The organism is Thermoactinomyces vulgaris, from assembly GCF_005886755.1.
In the GTDB taxonomy this organism is placed as follows: domain Bacteria; phylum Bacillota; class Bacilli; order Thermoactinomycetales; family Thermoactinomycetaceae; genus Thermoactinomyces; species Thermoactinomyces vulgaris.
Genome location: NZ_CP039710.1, coordinates 548,178 through 564,474 on the forward strand (window position 1 = coordinate 548,178; position 16,297 = coordinate 564,474).

Annotated in this window: 12 protein-coding genes; 8 read left to right on the top strand and 4 right to left on the bottom strand. The window is 48.3% G+C overall.

The features are described 5' to 3' along the window. From ptsP to FA954_RS02850, 4 genes are all read right to left on the bottom strand, one after another. Window positions 1-1,713: a phosphoenolpyruvate--protein phosphotransferase gene (gene ptsP / locus FA954_RS02835; RefSeq protein WP_165489728.1), complete on the bottom strand. Its 1,713-nt coding sequence runs from the start codon at window positions 1,711-1,713 to the stop codon at window positions 1-3. 18 nt (window positions 1,714-1,731) lie between these two features. Next, the gene (locus FA954_RS02840; protein ID WP_037993221.1) at window positions 1,732-1,992 is read right to left on the bottom strand and encodes an HPr family phosphocarrier protein; all 261 of its coding nucleotides are present in this window, start codon (window positions 1,990-1,992) and stop codon (window positions 1,732-1,734) included. A gap of 76 nt (window positions 1,993-2,068) precedes the next feature. Then, complete coding sequence (locus tag FA954_RS02845; protein ID WP_037993111.1) at window positions 2,069-2,410, bottom strand: PTS sugar transporter subunit IIB; 342 nt, start codon at window positions 2,408-2,410, stop codon at window positions 2,069-2,071. 186 nt (window positions 2,411-2,596) lie between these two features. Next, window positions 2,597-4,855 carry a sigma 54-interacting transcriptional regulator gene (locus FA954_RS02850; RefSeq protein WP_049720596.1) on the bottom strand — a complete coding sequence of 753 codons (2,259 nt, stop codon included), beginning with the start codon at window positions 4,853-4,855 and terminating at the stop codon, window positions 2,597-2,599. A 235-nt stretch (window positions 4,856-5,090) separates the two neighbouring features. On the opposite strand from FA954_RS02850, the gene FA954_RS02855 reads away from it, so the two are divergent. The 8 genes from FA954_RS02855 to FA954_RS02890 all read left to right on the top strand — a co-directional run bounded on the left by FA954_RS02855 (window position 5,091) and on the right by FA954_RS02890 (window position 16,042). Next, window positions 5,091-6,593: a carboxypeptidase M32 gene (locus FA954_RS02855; protein WP_244932708.1), complete on the top strand. Its 1,503-nt coding sequence runs from the start codon at window positions 5,091-5,093 to the stop codon at window positions 6,591-6,593. A 181-nt stretch (window positions 6,594-6,774) separates the two neighbouring features. After that, the gene (gene bioB, locus FA954_RS02860) at window positions 6,775-7,782 is read left to right on the top strand and encodes a biotin synthase BioB (RefSeq protein WP_049720594.1); all 1,008 of its coding nucleotides are present in this window, start codon (window positions 6,775-6,777) and stop codon (window positions 7,780-7,782) included. 123 nt (window positions 7,783-7,905) lie between these two features. Further along, on the top strand, window positions 7,906-8,682 hold the full coding sequence (locus FA954_RS02865; RefSeq protein WP_037993110.1) for a sporulation protein: 777 nt from the start codon (window positions 7,906-7,908) through the stop codon (window positions 8,680-8,682). 285 nt (window positions 8,683-8,967) lie between these two features. Further along, window positions 8,968-9,351, top strand: a complete 384-nt coding sequence (locus FA954_RS02870; RefSeq protein WP_037993108.1) for a hypothetical protein — start codon at window positions 8,968-8,970, stop codon at window positions 9,349-9,351. 203 nt (window positions 9,352-9,554) lie between these two features. Beyond that, window positions 9,555-10,355 (top strand): hypothetical protein, encoded by an 801-nt coding sequence (locus FA954_RS02875; RefSeq protein ID WP_138614845.1) that lies wholly within the window; start codon window positions 9,555-9,557, stop codon window positions 10,353-10,355. 308 nt (window positions 10,356-10,663) lie between these two features. Further along, a complete protein-coding gene (locus tag FA954_RS02880; protein WP_052186603.1) occupies window positions 10,664-13,021 on the top strand; it encodes a 3-hydroxyacyl-CoA dehydrogenase/enoyl-CoA hydratase family protein in 2,358 nt (785 codons plus the stop codon). A gap of 22 nt (window positions 13,022-13,043) precedes the next feature. Next, window positions 13,044-14,225, top strand: coding sequence for an acetyl-CoA C-acyltransferase (locus FA954_RS02885; RefSeq protein ID WP_037993103.1), 1,182 nt, complete (start codon window positions 13,044-13,046; stop codon window positions 14,223-14,225). Between the two features lie 44 nt (window positions 14,226-14,269). Continuing rightward, window positions 14,270-16,042 (top strand): acyl-CoA dehydrogenase FadE, encoded by a 1,773-nt coding sequence (locus FA954_RS02890; RefSeq protein WP_037993102.1) that lies wholly within the window; start codon window positions 14,270-14,272, stop codon window positions 16,040-16,042. Window positions 16,043-16,297 lie beyond the last annotated feature (255 nt).

Below are 16,297 nucleotides of genomic sequence, written 5' to 3' on the forward strand. Positions count from 1 at the left end.
TTATGATTTTTGTTCTTGGATGAACCGGCGGACTTGATCCCCGTCTTTTTGGTTCAACAGTCCCGCCGCCAATTTTTTGGCTTTTTCCGAATCGGTTTGGCGGACTTTTTGTTTCACTTCCGGAATGGTTCCTGCACTCATGGACAATTCGTGCAGGCCGAGTCCGACCAACGCTTCTGTCATGGCGGTGTCACCTGCCAATTCCCCGCACATGCCGACAACGATTCCGGCTTTTTCCGCGGCGTCACAGGTCATTTTGACCAGGCGCAACACTGCCGGATGTGCGGCATCATACAAATGAGCCACTTTCTCGTTGCCCCGGTCTGCCGCCAGGGTGTATTGGGTGAGGTCGTTGGTTCCAATGCTCATGAAATCCACTTCCGGCGCAAGTAGATCCGCATTGATGGCGGCTGCCGGAATTTCCACCATGATGCCGACGGGAATGTTTTCTGCGAAGGAAATGCCTTCGTTTTTCAGTTCATTTTTGCACTCATCCAGCAGCGCTTTGGCTTGGCGGATTTCGGCGAGGTTTTCGATCATCGGGAACATGATCCACAGATTTCCGTGGATGCTTGCCCGGAGCAGTGCACGCAATTGAGTTTTGAAGATGTCCGGGTTGGAAAGACAGAAACGGATCGCCCGGTGTCCCAAGAACGGGTTTTCTTCTTTGGGTAATTCGGCATAAGGCAAGTCTTTGTCGCCGCCGATATCCAAAGTCCGGATGACCACGGGGCGGTCGCCAAACGCTTTCAAAACTTTTGCATAAGCGTCATATTGTTCTTCCTCGTCAGGCCAGTGGTCATTTTCCAGATAAAGAAACTCGGTTCTGAACAAACCGACCCCTTCGGCATGGTTTTTCAGGGCGATTTCCACATCATTTAAACTTCCGATGTTGGCGAAAACCTGAATCCGTTTTCCATCAGCTGTATAAGCATCGGCTTTTGCTTCTTTCAATGCTTGCTCGCGTGCTTCGTTTTGTTTTTTGATCTGTTGGCGGATCGCTGCTTCGGTTTCTTTGTCCGGGTTGATTTGGATGGTTCCCTGATCCCCGTCCAACACAATGATGTCGCCGTCTTCAATTTGACGAATGGCCTCACCCAGTCCCAATACGGCCGGAATGCCCAAAGTCCGGGCCATGATGGCGGCATGGGCGGTTTTGCTTCCGCGTTCGGTCACCATCCCGCTGATTCCTTCCGGGAATTGGGCCGTGTCGGAGGGAGTCAATTCTTCCGCGATGACAACATGCCCCGGTTTTAACAAGGAAGGATCAAAAGGTTGTTTGCCGGATAAAATCAACAACAAACGGGTTCCGACATCACGAATGTCGTCGGCACGGGCTTGCATGTATTCGTCATCAAGCGAAGCCATTAACTGGCTCATTTCATCGGTGACTTCCTGGCAAATGGATTCCGCGTTTTGTTTTTTGCTTTGAATCCGGTTTTTCATTTCTCCCGTAAAACCGGGATCGTCCAAGAAGGCGAGGTGTGCATCAAAAACAGCGGCCTCTTCGTCACTCATCCGCCGGGAAGCGATCGAACGCAGCTCCTGGATTTGTTCCCTGGCTTGTTCAATCGCTTGATTTAACTTTTCCACTTCGGCATCGGTATCGGAGATGGAGCGTGTTTCCACAACCGGTTTTTCTTTGCGCCACCAAATGGCCTGTCCGATATTTAACCCCGGTGCAGCCCCCACTCCCTTGATGTGTTGGCTCAACATGAACCCTCCTTAAAGTTAAGCGTTGAGTTGTTCGATAAATTGTGCCAATTGGTTTACGGCTTCTTCAGCGTCTTCTCCTTCAGCCTGAATGACGATTTCATCATTTTGTTTGGCTGCGAGCGACATGACCCCCAATAAGCTTTTGGCATCCACTTCTTTTCCGTCTTTCACCAATTGGACTTTGCTGGAAAATTTTCCGGCTTCTTTCACCAAAAGTGCTGCCGGACGGGCATGCAAACCGCTTGGATTGGTAATGGTTACTTTCTTTTGAGCCATGTGACATGTTCCTTTCTTTTTATCATTTTGGATTTTGACTGGCATATCGTGTACAAGGTGGAAAGGATGACAACCTTTATTCTGTCCCATGCAATGAACGGTAAGTGGATAAAAGCAATGCCGCCTGTTTTAGCAACTGATCTCCGTTCATCGTGGCAAAAGCAACCGGGTCGACTTGCGCAAACGGTTTTCGATGGGCTTTTGCGACCGGTTCGATCTCGTTTCGGAGATGGCTGATTTGGGGTTCGATCATGATGAGATCTGCAGATTGGAGATGTTCGCTCCAATCTTTGACGCCGACTGCTTTTGCCCTTAAAGCAATCCCCTTTTGGGAAGCTGCTTCATTGATTTTCTGGCACAATACACTGGAAGTTGCCCCCCAGCTGCAAATGACGAGCAGGCGGATAGTGTGGTTCATTTCATTCCTCCGCTTCTGACAGAAACGATTTTCCACCTTGGTTTTAGTAATAAAAAATAATGCCATTTCATTTTAAATGCAAAAAGCATGCCAAACAATAAAACATACCGATTGGAAAGATTTTTCGCATCGGATGAGATTGGACACACCTGTGTGCAGCAAAATTACACACAAGGGTGGAACGGTTTAAACGGAAGACGCCGACAAACGGGTCATTTCTTGTGCCGTCATCGCCGGATATTGAACGGAAAAGACGGATTCCAGTTGGTGCAAAAGGTTTTTCCATAAATAGGATGGTTGTTCTGGCCGGGATTTATGCCCGCCGCCGTGATTTTGGCGGGACGTTTGATTGATTTGTTCTTTCAGCAGTTGATCGGTGTAAATCGCCAAATGCATCCAGATCCCCAGTTCGCGTTCGGGGGTCCACTGAAATGTTTCTTGAAACGGCGCGCGATGTTTTTGGATCAGGTCGATATATTTTTTGGGATTAAAGTGGGTGACCGTCTCCCGCAATCCTTGTTCCATTAACTGAAAGAGCCGGTTTTCGGGTTCCGGTTTCATGTCGCGTTTAAAAGATGAAGTGCCCGGGCGGCTATTGGATAACAGTTCCTTCAATTTGTCCCATCCGGCGGGTTGGTACAGTTCCCAAACCGGAATGTATGGAACATCTTTCATCTTGGGGGGAACCGTCCCGACCACGGCGACCAGATGACAGGATTTCGCCAGTTCTTCCAACTCCCCGGATTCGCGTTCAAGCGGATCGATCTGCACCGCACGGATCAACACGTCCTGGTCTTGCTCCGGCAAGTGTTGTTTCAGCCAAAGTTCCAATGAAACCGCCGCTCCTTCGCCAGTTAAACAAACCGTGGCAATCACCCGCGGCTTCGGATCGGATGAACGGGGTTGATACAACGAGAAAAAAAGGGAGATTAAATCCAATTCATCTTTCGGCAAACGGATACCCAACGCTTGTTCCAAAGCAGTTCCGATCTGACCGGCCAGTTCTCGGTAAACCGGTTCAATTTTCAACCCGTTAAACGTTTTTTTCGCACGGGGTCCGGGTTGTTCCAAATAAGACTGGATGTGCAGGGCCAGGGCGTTGATCTTCGTGCCGGATATCTTTTGGGCCAGAGGATGGTTCCAATGATCCACACATTGCCCGAGCACCTGCCGGATCGATTGGAACAGACGGGTTTCCTGATCCCCGGAGGGTTGTCGGTTTTTGGCTGAGTGCAAAAGACGGGTGATATATTCATTGACCGTTTCCTGCAGTTGCCGGTTTAATTCTGCAGGCGAAATGTTTTGTTTGCTTAATTGTTCTTTGGCTGCCAGCAGTTCACGGTAGATGTTGCCCGCTTCGTCTGTTGTTTTTGCTTTTGCCTCTATGGGTGCCGGTTGATCTTTCATTTTGGCTTCGATGGCGGCCGAGATCCAGCCTTGTTTGCGCAGATGGGCCGGCAAATCATGCAGTTGAATCACCACTTCTTGTCCGGAACGGTTCATGTGTCGGAGGAAAGCGCGGGCGCACGCAATCTGGATATCGCTTTTTAATTGGCCGATGTTTCCAAAACAAGGATAAGTCAAAAGCCGCGAGCGGCATTCGGGGGACAGGGAAACGGGAATGTTCATCTGTTTGGATTCATTGAGGAGAAATTTTTCGATCAATTGTTCCCTCACCTGAACCGGACGCTTTCTGAGCGGCGGAATTTCAATTTGCACGGAGAAACGGCGCTGTAAGGTCGGCAATAACGCCTGTTCAGGAGGTTCGGTGGTGGCGCCGATCAGCCGGATGCGGGCAGGGTGTTCCACGGAAGCTTCCCCCAGGCGACGGTAAAATCCTTGGTCCATCAGGTAAAAAAGCATTTCTTGTCCCGATGGGGGAAGACGGTGGATTTCATCCAAAAACAAAATGCCGCCATTGGCCCGCTCCACCAACCCGGCCCGGTTTTCCTGCGCACCGGTGTAGGCGCCTTTCTTCACGCCAAACAGTTGAGCCAGAAGCAATTCGGGGTTTTGGGCGTATTCCGCACAGTTAAAAGAGACAAACGGAGTGTTTGGCGGAAGGTAATTTTTTTCGATGGCCACTTCGACCAATTTTTTGGCCATATAGGTTTTTCCGACACCGGTTTCCCCGGTAAACAAAATGGGAAGCCCTTTGGGAGGATATAAAAGAGCTGCCAGGGCATCGTCCAGCAATCCGTCATCTTCAGCCGGTTTCTGGCGGGAGGTTGCCTGGATTTTGCCCGGGTCATCCGCAGGAAAATACCGCACCGGGCGACCCGCCTGTTTCCGGGCGCGTCCCAGTTTGACCAATTCATTTAAATACCGGCTGGCGGTGGAACGGTTCAGGCCTGATATCTTTCCGACTTGTTGTGCCGTCATTCCTTCCGGGTTTTCCAGGCAGGATTGACGGAGAACTTGTTCGATCCAATCCCGCTTTTTCATGGTACCGCCTCTTTTTCTCATTCTTCTAAGTATCATACACACTTTGCACACTAATTGTCACCCGAGCGTGTAAAAAAGGCAAGAAAAAATGAAATCCAAATTTAACCGTACACCGGCAAAACCGATGATTTTCATTTTTTTCGGGCATCGCCTGGGATGTGATGTTTTGGTACAATAAACAAAGATTGACTGAATCTCCGGACTCTTTGCCCGGCAAACTGGAGGGAAATCGATTTTGCATGAAAAATGGGAAGCATTAAAAACGAAGTTGCGCGAAATATATGATTTGGAAGCAACGATGGCCATATTAAGCTGGGATCAAAATACATACATGCCCCCGGCTGCAGCGGAAGCAAGAGGACACCAACTGTCCCTGTTGGGGAAACTGGTGCATCAGAAAAAAACGGATCCACGGTTGAGCGAATTACTGGAGGATCTGGAAAAAGCGACGGCTTCTTCATCCTTGGATTCCGATCAGGCAGCCATCGTCCGGGTTGCCAAACGGCAGTATGAGGAAGCACAAAAAGTTTCGGCGGATTTCATGGCCCGTTTTTACAGGCATATCACCGAAACCAACCAGGCGTGGTTGGAAGCGCGGGAAGCCAATGATTTTGGCAAAGTGATTCCTTACCTGAAAAAGACGTTGGAACTCAGTTTGGAATATGCCGACTTTTTTCCGGAAAAAGAGCATGTGTCCGACCCGTTGATCAACCGTTCGGACTACGGGATGAAAGCGTCGATGCTCCGCAAGTTGTTTCATGAGTTGCGAAGGGAATTGGTTCCCTTTGTGGAAGCGGTGACGAAGAAGCCGGCTTCGGACCGTTCCTCTTTGGAGCAATCTTATCCGGTGCAAAAACAGCTGGATTTCAGCAAGGAAATTATCAAGCAGATGGGATTTGATTTCAACCGCGGGAGAGTGGATTTGTCGGCCCACCCATTTATGACGCGGTTTGCGGCAGGAGATGTTCGCATCACCACCCGCGTCAATGAACGGGATATCAGCGAAGCGTTGTTCAGTACGATCCATGAAGCCGGGCATGCGCTGTATGAATTGGGGATTCGCCCGGAATATGACGGAACCCCGCTCTATGACGGGACCTCTTCCGGGGTACACGAAAGCCAGTCGCGTCTGTGGGAAAATGTGATTGCCAGAAGCCGGGAGTTTTGGACCTATTTTTATCCGCAATTGCAGGCCACGTTCCCGACCCAGTTGGGAAGGGTGACACTGGATGAGTTTTACCGGGCCATCAATCATGTGAAGCGGTCGCTGATCCGTACGGAAGCGGATGAATTGACATACAACTTGCATGTGATTATCCGCTTTGATCTGGAACTGCACATGCTGGAAGGAAAACTCCGGGTGGAAGATTTGCGTGATGCATGGAATGAACGTTATCAGTCCGATCTTGGAATCACTCCTCCCGATGACCGTTCGGGCGTATTGCAGGATATCCATTGGTATGCGGATTTTATTGGCGGACAGTTTCAGGGCTATGCGCTTGGAAATATCTTAAGTTGCCAATTTTACGAAGCGGCATTAAAAGATGCCCCTCACATCCCGGATCAAATTGCACACGGGAGCTTTACCGCTCTTCATTCTTGGTTGAAAGAACAGATCTATCAGCATGGAAGCAAATATACAGCAGATGAATTGATCCGGCGGGCAACCGGATCGGAACTGACCATCCAACCCTATCTGGATTATTTAAGAAAAAAATACAGTGAATTATATTTATAGGAGATTCTGACAGCAAATGTCCCGGGGGCATTTGCTTTTTTCTAAAGGAAAAAAGCCGGCTGTGGTATACTTATATTGTAAATGTAAACTATTTATTTCGATTTGGTTTACAATTGAATTGGCCCGACACCGGTTGATCCGGAGATTGGGTTCATGCATTTTTAAGGAGCAGGAGGTTTCTATGACACTTCATTCTTTCAGAAGCTTGTCCAAATGGGAAAAGTTGGCGGATAAGGCGCTTCAAGGAGAAACATTGAGCATGGAAGAGGGCCTTTCGGTGTTAAATGCACCGGATGATGAATTGCTGCCTTTGTTGCAAGCCAGCTTCCGTGTCCGGTGCCATTATTTCGGGAAAAAGGTCAAATTAAATATGATCATCAATGCCAAAAGCGGGCTTTGTCCGGAAGATTGCGGTTATTGTTCGCAATCGGTCGTTTCGCAGGCTCCGGTTGAGCGATACAGTTTATTGAAAAAAGAGGAATTGGTCGACGGGGCAAAAGAAGCCTTGGCACGAAAAGCCGGGACCTATTGCATTGTGGCAAGCGGGCGCGGACCGACCCGACGTGAACTGGATGAAGTGGTTCAAGCGGTTCGGGAAATCAAAGAAAAATATCCGCTAAAAATTTGCGCTTGTTTGGGGATCTTGAATGATGATCAAGTCAAACGGTTAAAAGAAGCCGGCGTGGACCGTTACAACCACAACCTGAATACCGGCGAAAAACACTATGAAAACATCACCACCACCCATACGTATCAAGACCGGGTGGAAACACTGCAATTGGTGAAGAAGGGGGGCATTTCCCCTTGCTCCGGCTATATTGTCGGCATGGGGGAAACCCAAGAACAAGTCGTGGAAATGGCTTTGGCCTTGCGTGAACTGGATGTTGATTCGATCCCGGTGAACTTCTTGAATCCCATCCCCGGAACGCCTTTGGAAGGGATGAATGAATTAAATCCGCGTTATTGTTTAAAAGTGCTTGCGTTGTTTCGTTTCATATGTCCGCAAAAGGAAATTCGGGTTTCGGGAGGAAGAGAAGTCAATTTGCGCCATTTGCAAGCATTGTCCCTCTATCCTGCCAATTCCATTTTTGTCGGGGATTACTTGACGACAGAAGGCCAATCGGCCTTGTTGGATCATCAAATGATACGGGATATGGGATTTGAGGTGGAAGAGGCAGAAGAAGATTGAACTTTTGCCTTGTGAAAACGGCCTGACAAAAATCCAAGAAAGCACATTGATTGATCCGCTCGCCGTGAGGAATGTATGGTAAGATGGGAGTAAATTAAATAATGATGAAAGGATGGAGCGGATTTGTTTAAGAAAATTCTAGCTTCTTTGGGAGTGGGAGCGGCCAAAATCGATTTGGTTTTGGATTCCGATGTGGTCACCATGGGTGAAGAGGTCACCGGAAAGGTGTATGTTGAGGGAGGCGAAGTCGAACAGCTAATCGAAGAGTTGGAAGTCCACTTCAATCTGGCGTCCTCTTTTAAAAAGGACGATGAAATCAAGTATGTCAATGAAACCATCGCAACCATTCCGGTGATGCAGGAAGAATTTGTGGTCCGGCCCGGGGAAAAAAGAGAATTTGATTTCTATTTTAAATGTCCTGAACTGCTCCCGGTTTCATCCGTCAACACCCGTTATTATTTCCAATCCAATTTGGAAATCATAAGCGGCATTGATGCCAAGGACCGGGACGTTGTCGATGTAAAGCCGTCGGGCCTTCTCAAAAACTTTTTGGGCGGTTTTGCAAAGCTGGGCTTTGTTCACTATGGAGAAGGGTATACCGGCCAACGGAACGGAGGCGTCCAAATCATCCAGTTTCATGCCACCGATTGGATGCGCGGCAAATTTGATGAAATCGTGTTTCAGTATAAACCGAAACAGGCGGTAAACAGCGTCAGAGGATTTTTTGAATTGGATAAGAAAACCAAAGGGTTGATCGGCATGCTGGCAGATGAGCTGGATTTAGATGAAAAAAAGGGAGCTTTTGAATTCCGTGCGGAAGAACTTTCCTCTGAAGAGGCGGCGGCAGAAACCATACGCAATTTCATCATCAAAAATTCTTCCGGATTAATTACCGGATAATTATGGAAATTAATGATTCCCTCGATCCCGATGGACGAGGGATATTTATTTACATAAAATAAACTTCTTGGAAACAAAGATTCAACCTGTAAAATCAAATTTTGTTTAATTTTAGTTGTAATTAAAATTACTGGTTAACAAAGACATGGAATTTTTAAATTTTCCCGGGAGGAAAGAATTATAAAAAGATATAAATATATATATAAAACTTTTTTATGACAAAGTTTTACGAAATAAAATAAAACAGAAAATCATCCAGGTCTTTGTGGGGGGAGGAGCAAACCGATGATATATATCTGTTTGCTGATACTGTCGTATTTGTTTATCAGCATCAACCGGGCGTTGTTGGGAATCCCGGGTTTTTTCTATTATTCCAGTGTCCGGCCGGTCTTGAAAATGTACTTCCGGGATAAGCTTTTTAAAGTGGAAGAAGTGTATTATTGGGAAATGGCCGAATCACTGGGAGACCGGGCTTTGTGGTCGATTTTGCCGGCGTATGTGTTGGCGTTTGACTTGTTGGATCTTCCGAATGTTTGGTTGAAAGCGGGGACTTTCCTTTTCATCAACTATTTGTGGTGCCTCTTTTATGCCGCGGCTTTGGTGAAAGAGTATATTCCCCAGACCCCCGCATTGAGACCGCGTGTGATGCGGGCAAGCAATCATTTATAAATTAAGGTGGAACGTTGCTCAGGCATCCGTCGGGGATGCACCGGGCAACTTTTTGCTTTCTAAAGGGATGTTTAAAATAACAAGGAATCCAACTGTTAATTAATAGATATTTTAAAACTATTTAGAAATATATGTTATAATGAATGTAACCATGAATGGAAAATTTCATGAAATCTGGGTTTTCTTTGGAAGGGAGGAAAGGGATGAAAAAGGGGTGGACCGCCTTTTTCGCTTTTTGGCTGGTTGTGGCGGCGCTTCCTTTATCACACAGCCTGGCTCAGGATGCCTATTCGATTCGGTGCAGTGTCGGTTTTGATGAACAAAGTGAACGGTATTATGTGTATGCGCGGCTCACGGTCGGATCCGGCGATCAAGTGGAAGGAAGCTGGTATTATTTTGACCGTGAACACAACCAATCGTTCCGCGAGATTGGCGATGGCGATGTCTCTTTTTTAAAGATCGGGAATGATGCCGGGAAAACCGCGGCACTCCTCAAGTTTGACGGGATTATTAACCGCAAGCCGTATATATTGGAAGAAAATTGCACGTTTACCCGGGAAGGCATTCGGTTGCAAGTGTCACCCTCCCAAGAGGGCATCCGCGCTTCAGGGGAAATTTTATATGGGAGTCAAGCGGCAGGAAAATGGCATTTTCAAATTTTTGATCAACAAGGACAAGAAAAAGCTTCCATTTGGCTCCGGCAAAACGGGGAGACCGCAAGCCACCGGTTTGAGGCGCTTCCTCCTGGCGCTTATCAGGCACAGCTCACCTTTGACGGGACGATCAACGGCGACCGGCGAATATTAAGAGATGCTTATTCGTTCCAAGTCTCTCCCGAAAGCTCTTCACCGGCTTCTGAAGACGAACCCGGCTTGCCGGATTCCGGTCCGAATCCTTCGCAAAGCAGCTCCACTCCGTTTTTCTTCACACCCGTTGCCATCTTTTCGGTTGTCGCATTGGGGGCGGGAATCATCATTTGGATCGTTATTTATCGAAAAATGTGACGAATCAAAAGGAACCGGATCGTTTTGAAAAAATATTTTTGTCAGAAGGAATTAAAAAGTCGATAAAAACCCTTGACGAAAATAAAAAACAGAGAAATAATATTATTGAAATTAATTATAAACAAAATAAAATTTGTTAAGTTATGAATTGGTGTCAATCCTCTTGTAGTCAAAGCCGATCCTTAGGGATAGGTTTTTTTCTATCCCTCAAGTGAATGACTGTTCATTCAGACGGGGTTTTTTAAAAGAAGAGAGGAGGAGAACTCTTGCGACGCATTCAAAAAGCAGCAGTGTTGGGCGCAGGTGTCATGGGGGCATCGATCGCCGGGCATCTTGCGAATGTAGGAATTCCCACTTTGTTACTGGACATTGTGCCGCGCGATTTGACGGAAAAGGAAAAGCAGAAAGGACTGACGCTTGAAGACCGGGCGGTTCGCAACCGTTTGGCTCAGGCCGGGAAAGACCGTTTGTTCAAGGAAAAGCCATCTCCGCTTTATACGAAGGAAGCGGCTGAACGGATAGAAATCGGAAACATGGAAGACGATTTTGACCGCTTGTCCGAGGTGGACTGGGTGATCGAAGTCGTTGTGGAAAATTTGGAAATTAAACAAGATTTGTTCAAGCGCCTGGAAAATGTTTGGAAACCGGGCATTGTGGTCAGTTCCAACACTTCGGGCATTTCCATCAATAAGATGGTGGAGGGCCGTTCCGAAGAGTTCCGGAAGCATTTTTTGGGGACGCACTTTTTTAACCCCCCGCGCTATATGAAATTGTTGGAGATTATTCCAAATGAAAAGACCGATCCTGCTATTGTCGAAGGCATGAAGTCTTTTGCCGAGGAGGTTCTGGGCAAAGGGGTGGTCATATGCAAGGATACCCCCAACTTTATTGCAAACCGCATCGGAACTTACGGGCTTCAAGTCACGTTAGAGGCGATGGAGGAAATGGATCTCGGACCGGCTGAAGTGGACGCGATCACCGGACGTGCCATGGGGCGGCCCAAAAGCGCCACCTTCCGTACCCTGGATCTGGTGGGATTGGATACGTTTGTCCATGTGGCAAACAATGTGAGAGAAAATGTGGATGATCCGGAGGAAAAAGCCGCTTTTGAGGTTTCTCCCCTCCTGAAAAAAATGGTGGAAAACGGGTGGCTCGGTGAAAAGAGCGGCCAAGGATTTTATAAACGGGTGAAAACGGAAAAAGGAAAAGAGATCTTGGTCTTAAATCCGAAAACGCTTACTTATGAACCGCGCCAAAAACTGAAAGCCCCTTCACTGGAAGCGAGCAAACGGGCAAAAGGGCTGCCGAAAAAATTGCGAGCTCTGGTTTATGCCGATGATGTTGCCGGAAAATTGGCTTGGACTATCACGAAAAAAGTGCTTCTTTATTCCGCTGCCCGTCTGGAAGAAATCGCCGATGACATCACCAGTGTGGATCGTGCGATGAAATGGGGATTCAACTGGGATTTGGGGCCGTTTGAAATGTGGGATGCCGTCGGGCTTGAAGAATCCGTCAACCGGATGCGCGAAGAAGGAGAAACCATCCCGCAATGGGTGGAAGAGATGCTTCAGTCCGGAAAAACCGCTTTCTATCAAACGGAAGACGGAAAAACCCGGGTGTTCGCGATTGGCGGCAAGTATGAAGAAGTAAAAGAGCATCAAAAAGCGATCTCTTTGGCCCGCTTGAAAGAACAAGGGAAGAAAATCTTCGGAAACCGGGGAGCCTCCCTGATTGACCTGGGCGATGACATTGCTTGTCTGGAAATCCATTCCCCCAAACAAGCACTGGGGCCGGAAGTGATCAGCATGATCAACAAATCGGTCAAAGAAGTGCGGAAGAATTACCGGGGACTCGTCATCAGTGCGGAAGCGCCCAACTTCTGTGTCGGCGCCAACCTGATGATGCTCTTAATGGAAGCCCAAGATTACAACTGGCCGGAAATCGATTTGATTGTTCATCAGTTCCAGCAAGCCATGGGCTCTTTGCGGACCCTTGAGAAACCGGTCGTTGCCGCACCTTATGGCATGGCGTTGGGCGGCGGCGTTGAGGTGTGCTTGCCGTGTGACCGGATTCAGGCAGCGGGAGAAACCTATATGGGGCTGGTTGAAGTCGGTGTCGGTTTGATTCCGGGCGGTGGCGGCAACAGCGAAATGTTGCTCCGCTTCACCGAAGGCGTGGATCCCAAAGACCGGATTTCTTTGCAGCCTCTGGTGAATCACATCTTTATGACCATCGGGCAAGCCAAGGTGTCAACCAGCGGTGAAGATGCCCGTAAATATAAATTCATCCGTCCGTATGACGGTATTACCGTCAACAAAGATCATTTGATTTACGATGCAAAACAAGTGGCGCTGGGACTTTACAACGCAGGTTATAAAGCGCCTCAACCGCGTAAAATCCCGGTGGTCGGGGAAACGGGATACAACACGCTGAAACTCGGGGCTTACGGTCTCTTGAAGTCGGGATATATCAGTGAGCATGACTACAAAATTGCAAGCAAACTGGCTTTTGTTCTGTCCGGAGGAAATGTGCCGGAAGGAACGCTGGTGGATCAGCAATATCTGTTGGATCTCGAACGGGAAGCCTTTTTGAGTTTGATCGGAGAACCCAAAACCCAACAAAGAATGCAACATATGTTGGCCAAAGGAAAGCCTCTTCGCAACTAACATTTGAAAAGGGGGAGAAAATATGCGCGAAGCAGTCATTGTGGCCGGCGCCCGTACTGCGGTGGGAAAAGCGGGAAAAGGGAGCTTGCGCAATTACCGGCCGGATGAAATGGCCGCAGCTGTTGTTTCGGATCTGATGCGGCGTGTTCCTCAGGTGGATCCCAAGGAAGTGGAAGATGTGATCTTGGGATGTGCGTTTCCTGAGGGAGAGCAAGGGATGAACCTTGCGAGAATCGTCGCTTTGAGGGCGGGACTTCCCACGGAGGTTCCGGGAATGACCGTGAATCGCTTCTGTTCTTCCGGCCTGCAAACCATTGCCATTGCGGCGGAAAAAATTATGTGCGGATTTGCCGACATCATGATCGCCGGCGGTGTCGAAAGCATGAGTATGGTGCCGATGGGCGGATATAAACCGGCGCCCAACCCCTATCTGATGGAACATTTGCCGGAAACCTACATGTCCATGGGGCATACGGCGGAAGAAGTGGCAAAGCGGTACAACGTGACAAGAGAAGATCAGGACCGTTTTGCCCTGGCCAGCCACCAAAAGGCGGCGGCAGCCATCAAAGCGGGGAAATTTAAAGATGAAATCGTTCCGTTGACCGTGAAGGAACATTTCTTTGATGAAAACGGAAAACTGCAAGTCAAAGAGCGGGTCTTTGACACTGATGAAGGCGTTCGTCCCGACACCAATCTGGAAGTGCTTGGGAAATTGCGTCCGGTTTTCCACGTGAACGGAACGGTGACCGCGGGGAACTCTTCGCAAACGAGTGACGGAGCGGCCGCTGTGATGATCATGTCCCGTGAAAAAGCCGAGGAACTGGGTGTGAAACCGCTGGCGATTTTCCGCGGATTCACCCTGGGCGGGGTGGATCCGGATGTCATGGGAATCGGTCCGGTGGCAGCCGTCCCCAAATTGCTTGAAAAAACGGGCATTCGCCTTGAGGACATCGATTTGATTGAGCTGAATGAAGCCTTTGCTTCCCAATCGGTGGCCGTGATCCGGGAGTTGGGACTGGATCACGAGAAGGTGAATGTCAATGGAGGCGCCATTGCCTTGGGCCATCCCCTGGGATGTTCCGGAGCGAAATTGACCGTTTCCATCTTGGGAGAACTGGAACGGCGCAATCTTCGTTACGGGCTTGTCACCATGTGTATCGGCGGCGGCATGGGAGCTGCGGGCATTGTGGAACGGGTAAGCTGACCCGGCCAATCCATCAGGTTTTAAATTAACGGGAGGGAAGAAAAATGACAGATACAAAAGCAAAAGGCGGAGCTTATTTACTGGAGCAAAGAGATCCGGAAACCGTGTTTACCCCGGAAGATTTTACAGAAGAACATAAGATGATCGCCAAAACGACCGAAGACTTTGTCAAAGACAAAGTATGGCCGGTTTTGCCGGAAATTGAGAATCATCAATTTGAACATACCGTGCGTTTGTTGAAAGAAGCAGGAGATTTGGGACTCCTTGGTGCCGACGTGCCGGAGAAATATGAAGGGCTGGGGCTGGACAAAGTCAGTTCCAGTTTGATCACGGAGAAAATTTCTCTTGCCCGTTCTTTTGGTTTGTCCCACGGGGCGCATGTGGGGATCGGATCCCTTCCGATTGTCTTTTTCGGAAATGAGGAACAAAAGAAAAAATATCTGCCGGATTTGGCCTCCGGACGGAAACTTTCCGCTTATGCCTTGACGGAACCCAGTTCCGGATCAGATGCCCTGGGGGCAAAAACGACGGCGAAATTAAGCGATGACGGCAAATATTACATCTTAAACGGGGAGAAACAATGGATTACCAACTCCGGCTTTGCCGATGTGTTTATCGTGTACGCCAAAGTGGATGGCGACAAGTTTACGGCGTTCATCGTGGAACGTGACTTCCCCGGTGTTTCTGTCGGGCCGGAAGAAAAGAAAATGGGGATCAAAGGTTCATCCACCCGCACCTTGATCCTGGAAGACGCCAAGGTTCCGGTGGAAAACCTGCTCGGAGAATTGGGTAAAGGGCACAAAATCGCCTTTAACATTTTGAATATCGGCCGTTACAAACTGGCCATCGGTACCGTGGGTTCCTCCAAACGGGCCATCGAGATCTCGGCGCAATACGCCAATGAACGGAAACAATTTAAAGTCCCGATTTCTAAATTTGGCCTCATTCGCGAAAAATTGGCCAACATGGCGACAAAAGTGTATGCTTCGGAAAGCTTGGCGTACCGGATTGCGGGAATGTTTGACGCCAACCTGGAAGGAGTGGAAAACGCGGAAGGTTCCGTGGTGGCCAATGCGATCGGAGATTTGGCGATCGAATGTTCCGTGTCGAAAGTGTTCGGTTCCGAAGTGCTCGATTATGTGGTGGATGAAGGGGTACAAATTCATGGCGGTTACGGTTTCATGAATGAGTACGAGATTGAAAACATGTATCGCGATTCCCGGATCAACCGCATTTTTGAAGGAACCAACGAAATTAACCGTTTGATCATTCCGGCCACCTTGATGCGGAAAGCATTGAAAGGGGAATTGCCTTTCTTGCAAGCCGCGCAAGACCTGCAAGAAGAATTGTTGACCATGATGCCGTACTTCCCGGATGAAGATGCTCCGGTCTTGGAAGCTGAAGAACATTATGTGGAAAATGCGAAGAAAATCTTCTTGATGGTCGCCGGACTGGCCACGCAAAAATACGGTGAGAAAATGCAGAAAGAACAAGAGTTGTTGCGTGACCTGGCGGATATCGCCATCGAAACCTTTGCCATGGAGAGTGCTTTGTTGCGCACGAAAAAAGCCATTCTTAAAAATGGTGAAGAAAATGAACAAGCCAAAATCGATTACACCGTGGCCTTCATCTATGATTCGATGCAAAAAGTGGATGCACTGGCCCGCCATGCTTTGGCAGCCATCGAAGAAGGCGATGTCCTGCGCACACAACTTTCGGTATTGAAAAAGCTGACCCGGATTCAACCGGTAAACGAAGTGGAACTGAAACGCCGGATTGCCGCCCGGATCATCGATGCCGAGAAATATGTGGTTTAATCGGCGTTTTCAGGCTGTTGACAAAATCGTCAACAGCCTTTTTTTATTGAAAAATTTCCTTTCATGTCTTTTCAATGACGGTTTCGTCCTGAAGCAGATGTTCGCTTTGCTCCGGGGAAGGCAGGTGAACGAGGAAACGTCTTCCGCCATGAACGTGCGTTTGAAATTCAGCGGCTTTCAGGAATTTTATATCCAAATATTTTTTATTATTTCTATATGATGAATCGGAATCAAATCCCCCTTTTGCATGTGTGA

What these genes read in the sequence shown, in the direction of transcription:
- FA954_RS02875 (WP_138614845.1), top strand. Translation starts at nt 9,555, where the DNA reads ATGAAAAAGGGGTGGACCGCCTTTTTCGCTTTTTGGCTGGTTGTGGCG.
- FA954_RS02890 (WP_037993102.1), top strand. Translation starts at nt 14,270, where the DNA reads ATGACAGATACAAAAGCAAAAGGCGGAGCTTATTTACTGGAGCAAAGA.
- FA954_RS02840 (WP_037993221.1), bottom strand. Translation starts at nt 1,992, where the DNA reads ATGGCTCAAAAGAAAGTAACCATTACCAATCCAAGCGGTTTGCATGCC.
- bioB (WP_049720594.1), top strand. Translation starts at nt 6,775, where the DNA reads ATGACACTTCATTCTTTCAGAAGCTTGTCCAAATGGGAAAAGTTGGCG.
- FA954_RS02850 (WP_049720596.1), bottom strand. Translation starts at nt 4,855, where the DNA reads ATGAAAAAGCGGGATTGGATCGAACAAGTTCTCCGTCAATCCTGCCTG.
- FA954_RS02885 (WP_037993103.1), top strand. Translation starts at nt 13,044, where the DNA reads ATGCGCGAAGCAGTCATTGTGGCCGGCGCCCGTACTGCGGTGGGAAAA.
- FA954_RS02880 (WP_052186603.1), top strand. Translation starts at nt 10,664, where the DNA reads ATGGGGGCATCGATCGCCGGGCATCTTGCGAATGTAGGAATTCCCACT.
- FA954_RS02845 (WP_037993111.1), bottom strand. Translation starts at nt 2,410, where the DNA reads ATGAACCACACTATCCGCCTGCTCGTCATTTGCAGCTGGGGGGCAACT.
- FA954_RS02870 (WP_037993108.1), top strand. Translation starts at nt 8,968, where the DNA reads ATGATATATATCTGTTTGCTGATACTGTCGTATTTGTTTATCAGCATC.